This is a genomic window from Sinorhizobium sp. FG01 (assembly GCF_002531875.1).
GTDB classification, from domain to species: Bacteria; Pseudomonadota; Alphaproteobacteria; order Rhizobiales; family Rhizobiaceae; genus Sinorhizobium; species Sinorhizobium fredii_C.
Window position 1 is genome coordinate 1 of record NZ_NWTB01000050.1, and the last position, 4,663, is coordinate 4,663.

General features: G+C 60.7%; 5 protein-coding genes and 1 pseudogene. 1 reads left to right on the plus strand and 5 read right to left on the minus strand.

The window, feature by feature from the left end; genetic code table 11:
- Positions 1-277: hypothetical protein (locus tag CO656_RS30635; RefSeq protein ID WP_210202579.1), on the plus strand; the 277-nt coding region annotated here is incomplete at its 5' end.
- A 332-nt stretch (positions 278-609) separates the two neighbouring features.
- Here CO656_RS30635 and CO656_RS29355 read toward each other — a convergent pair.
- The 5 genes and pseudogenes from CO656_RS29355 to CO656_RS31185 all read right to left on the minus strand — a co-directional run.
- A complete protein-coding gene (locus tag CO656_RS29355) occupies positions 610-1,818 on the minus strand; it encodes an MFS transporter (RefSeq protein WP_097528119.1) in 1,209 nt (402 codons plus the stop codon).
- A gap of 59 nt (positions 1,819-1,877) precedes the next feature.
- On the minus strand, positions 1,878-2,867 hold the full coding sequence (locus CO656_RS29360) for an AraC family transcriptional regulator (RefSeq protein ID WP_037425883.1): 990 nt from the start codon (positions 2,865-2,867) through the stop codon (positions 1,878-1,880).
- A gap of 202 nt (positions 2,868-3,069) precedes the next feature.
- Positions 3,070-3,861 (minus strand): alpha/beta hydrolase, encoded by a 792-nt coding sequence (locus tag CO656_RS29365; protein WP_097528121.1) that lies wholly within the window; start codon positions 3,859-3,861, stop codon positions 3,070-3,072.
- Positions 3,862-3,937: 76 nt separating this feature from the next.
- Positions 3,938-4,543, minus strand: coding sequence for a general stress protein (locus tag CO656_RS29370; protein ID WP_097528120.1), 606 nt, complete (start codon positions 4,541-4,543; stop codon positions 3,938-3,940).
- Between the two features lie 36 nt (positions 4,544-4,579).
- Positions 4,580-4,663: pseudogene (locus tag CO656_RS31185) on the minus strand (PepSY domain-containing protein); the annotation flags it as partial.

The window sequence follows — 4,663 nt, forward strand, 5'->3', positions numbered from 1 at the left end:
TTCGCCCAAGCCGCCGGCAAACGCAAGAGATCACCATGACAGGAGCGCGGGCGATGGGATCGTGACGAGGATCCGACAGCCGTCTTTCGGCGCGCTTGCCATGTGGCGCCAGCTGTCTGGCTCGGCCATCATTTTCCCTGCCTTGTTGCAGGTTGAAAGTGTCGCCTCCCCATCGGAAACGGTCAACGCAAACTTTGCACAACCCATCGTCAGCGACGGCCGTCTTCAGGCGGGCTGTTCGGATTCTGTCCGTAAGCCCGCGAGCAAAGAGGCGTAACCGTCAAATGAAGGAATGAGCGTGGTCATTTTAACCGCCAACCACCTTGACCCTAAAATGGGCGGGTCGGCGGTTAATCCTCTGAAGGCGGTTGGTCAGAATGCGGGAGCATTATCTGGGTCGCGTCGCTATCGCATGGCGACGTTTGGGCGCGCTGCAGACGAGAATTGGCTCAAGTCCAACCCTCAACTGTGACACTCCGAGTCGAGCTGGGATCGAGGAACCGCCCACGCGCTCGATACGATGTCGGAACACCTCGCAGATGCGCCGAGCTTTCGCCGCATCCGCAAGCATCTCAGGCCAAGGCGGCTAGTTACGCCGCCGAAGCAAAATTAACCGCGGGGCTGCAGCAGCGCCAGTGCAACGGTCGATACGGCAAGGACGGCGGTAAGGGTTAGGGGCCCAGTAGCGCCATAGTTGTCCACGACATAGCCGCCGAACACCGCGCCGATACTGATGGCGACCTGGAAAGAGACGACCATCAGACTGCCCACTGCTTCAAGCGCGTCAGGCGCCCCGCGGGATAGATTGGTAGGCAGCACCACCGGCGCCATGCCAAAAGCGAAGCCCCAAAGCATAGCGAAGCCGAAGGCGACGACGATATGCGCGCCCCAAAGCACCAAAGCGAGGGTAGCAAACGCCATTAACGCCGCGGTGGCCATGAGTGCCGTGCGGATATCAGCGTCAGCCATTCGGCCACCGGCAATATTGCCGATCACAGAGGCAATGCCAAACCCGAGCAGCGCGAGGGCAATCGGCCAGGTTTCAAGGAGCGTCACCTGTTCGAGGAAGGGCCGCACATAGACGGAGCCGGCAAAATGCCCCGTCATCAGTAAAAGGATAGCAAGCATTCCCAGTTGAACACCACGCCGCCGTGTCAGCCGCAAGACATCGGCAACGCTGTTGCTTGTGCTCGCAGGCAGCGTCGGCAGGCTAAGAACCTGCAACAGCAGGGCAAATGCGGCAAGCCCCGCTGTCATGGCCATGGCGCTGCGCCAGCCCAGCCAGTCGCTGATCAACGCGCCCATCGAGGGCGCAGCAATGGTGGCGAGCGAGACGCCGAGGGTGACGACCGCCATGCCCCGACCCGTCGCATTGGTGCCGACCAGCCTCGCCACGACGGCAACTGAAAGCGCCCAGAAACCGCTAAGCGCGATGCCCAATCCGGCCCGGCCCAACAGCAATAGCCAGAAATCGGTCGCCAGCGCCGCAAGAATATTGGAGCCGATCGCCAAGGCACTAAGACCGACCAGCACCGTCTTGCGGTTTAATCTGCCGATGAGAACATTGCTCAACAACGCCGTCACGGCGCCAACGGAAGCGGTGGCGGTGACGACCTGTCCTGCCGTTCCCTCACTAATGCCGAGATCGCTTGCCATTGGAGTCAGCAGACCTGCCGGCAGGAATTCGGCCGACACAAGGGCAAAGCTCGTAGCCGCCATCGAAAGGACCGCAAACCAGGTGGCCGCGCTCCAGGCGACCGGCTCAGCGGCATCAATGTCTATCAGCGCGCTGTCAAACTGTGATGTTGTATCCGTCATTGAAGCATCTCCGAGGGTTGGAGATCTTCTTAGACCAGTCTGGCGGGATCATATGTACCTTAAAATCCGAAATCTATGTCCGTTCGTCCGGATATGCTGCGGCGCACAACGCCCGGCGAGACGTTGGTGATGCGCTTGAACGCCCGAGCGAAGGACGCCTCGGATTCATAGCCTAAACGGGTTGCGACCTCGGCAACTGACATGCCGCTTTGCCCCAATAACTCGCGGGCGAGCTGCATTCGCAGACGAGCGAGATAACGTGCCGCACCTTCCCCTAAAATAGCGCTGAAGCGCTCGGCGAAGATCGAGCGTGATTGACCTGCCACACCGGCGAGGCTGTCGAGGGTCCAGTTATGGCCGGGGTCGCGGTGGATGGCGGCCAGTACGCGACCGATATGCGGGTCGCGGATGGCGGCGAGCCAGCCGGTGGTTGAGGCTCCGCTGCAATTAACCCAGCAGCGGATGAGCCGCGCGACGAGCAGGTCCGCCATACGCGATAAAACGGTTGCGCTGCCCATCTGTGGCTGTGCGGCCTCTGCTGTCATAGCCGCTAGCAGGGGACTAACAATAGGGTCATTGCCGGCCACGTCGCAGCCCTTGATGATTGACGGCATCAAAGCGATCAAGGGGTTAAGCGCACCGGCGCCCAAGGCCATGGAGCCGCAGAAAAGGGTGCTGGTCTCACCCGTTCCCTCCCGCACCACTTCGCAGACGTTGCTACCCACCTTGGTCACCTGGCAACTCTTGAGCGAGTCGTCGACGACACCGGGCGCGCTGGCCAGCCGATGGGCGATGCCTTGCGGCAGCAGCACCAGATCACCATCGTGCAACTCCTGCCAGCCATGCGTTTCCGTATGGATCCAGCACGGCCCCTGGCTCACGAAGTGAAAACGAAGCGACGATTGTTGCGGAAAGGCGATGCTCCATGGATGTCGCAGCTCGCAACGGCCATAGTTGACGCCACTCAAGCGAAAGTCTCGTAGGACTTCGCTTAGCGCATCCATCGGGATATTTGGCGGCGAAGGGGATTGCGACGAACGGTCAAGCATTTGCCCAATTTAGATGCCGCCCGTCCGCAATGCAAGGTGGCCGTGGTTGAATACAACCGGCATTGTGGCGACCGCTTCGCGCTCTATGCACCCAGCGGCTTCTTGATCGTGCACGCTTCATGTATTCAGCGAACCGAATTACCCGTTCGGAGTTGTCGAGTAGCCAACCCAGGTCCGGCCGCCTACTTGACGCTAAGTGTCGTCAAAGCGTCTCCACGAACCGGATAATGTCGTCGATCATGGGGGCGTCCCAAAGATCATTGTGACCGAAACCGTCGTAGATCAGCATTTGCTTGGGCTTGGGTGCGATTTCATATAGCGCCTCGCCCGAAGAGAGTGGAATGACAGCGTCACGCCGACCGTGGATGAACAGCTTCGGCTGCCTGACCTCTGCTATTCTCAGGTCGGAGCGGAACGGATCCTTGATAAGGAGTGCAACCGGGAAGTAGGGGTAAATCGTCTGAGCGAGCGATAGCACCGACAGGTAGCCAGAAACGAGAATGACGGCGATAGCCGGTCTGCGCCGCGCAGTATCGATGGCGACGCCGCTTCCCAGAGACTGGCCGAGCACAGTGATCGGGCCTTCAGATCCTGCAGCAAGCCAGTCGAATGCGGCAACTCCGTCGGTGAGTAGGCCTACCTCGCTCGGTGTCCCGGTCGACCCGGGATAGCCGCGATAGGAAATTGCCAGCAGGCCGATGCCTCGTGAGGCCAGCGCTTGGGCGAGAAAGCTATAGTTGTCGATCCGGTCAGCGTTGCCAAGAAAGAATAGCACGGCCGGCTTGCGGGGTTTGCCCCGGCTATAGAGTCCGAAAAGCGTCTCTCCGTCGGGCGTCCTAATATAGACAGTCTCGCCCCAGCTTGCGTGCCCAGGCGCTTGTCGCGCACCGGGGTAGAGGAGGGCTCTCTGGGAGATGTACGTCACGCCGAGGAGGGACACATAGGCGATAGTCGCCACAGTCAACAACATAAACAGCAGTTTTGCGGTGCTCACGACAACGTCCACCGATGGCTCCGCTGCTCTCGCTGCCTCATCGCCCCAATCGGATAGGGGCGATGAGGCCGATGCCCTACGGCATCATACTGCGATAGCGTTCGCGCTCGCGCCGAACCTGCTCCAAAGTATACGGGTCGACACTGTCGTCAAACCGCGTCCATCCTTCCCCCGCGTAAATGCTCCTGCGGGCGGCAGGGTCGACGCGATTGCGTTGCTGCAGGATGGCCTCTGCTTTGAGGGCAAGACTGTCATCGACTTTTGCGGTCACCAAGGTGCCGCCGCGGCGAACGCCCTCGGCATAGACATGGGCGTCTTCCTCATCGACGCCGGAATCCGTCAATGCACCGATCAACCCTCCGGCGGCGCCTCCAGCAACAGCCCCGGCTGCCGCCCCGGCCGCGGTAGACGCCAGCCATCCTGCCGCGACGACAGGGCCAACGCCGGGAATGGCCATCAAGCCAAGTCCCGTAAGCAGACCGACCACCCCGCCTCCTAAGGCGCCGAGGCCGGCACCAGTTCCCGCGCCTTCGGCTGCGTCCGAGCCTTCGGTCGAGTAGCGGTCATCAGCATTGTTTGCAACGATGCTGATATCATCTGACGGCACGCCGGCGGCTTCGAGGTCGCTGACGGCGTCGCGGGCATCTTCGTAGTCGTCAAATAGCCCTGTTACGGTTCGCATTATCGTTCTCCTTTTGGTAAAGCACGTTTCGGGCGATTACTGAGCTGTGACGTTGCCCTGATAATCGAGGGCGACGGCCACTGATTTGCCGTCCTTCATGGCAGTTGCCTGCCACACACC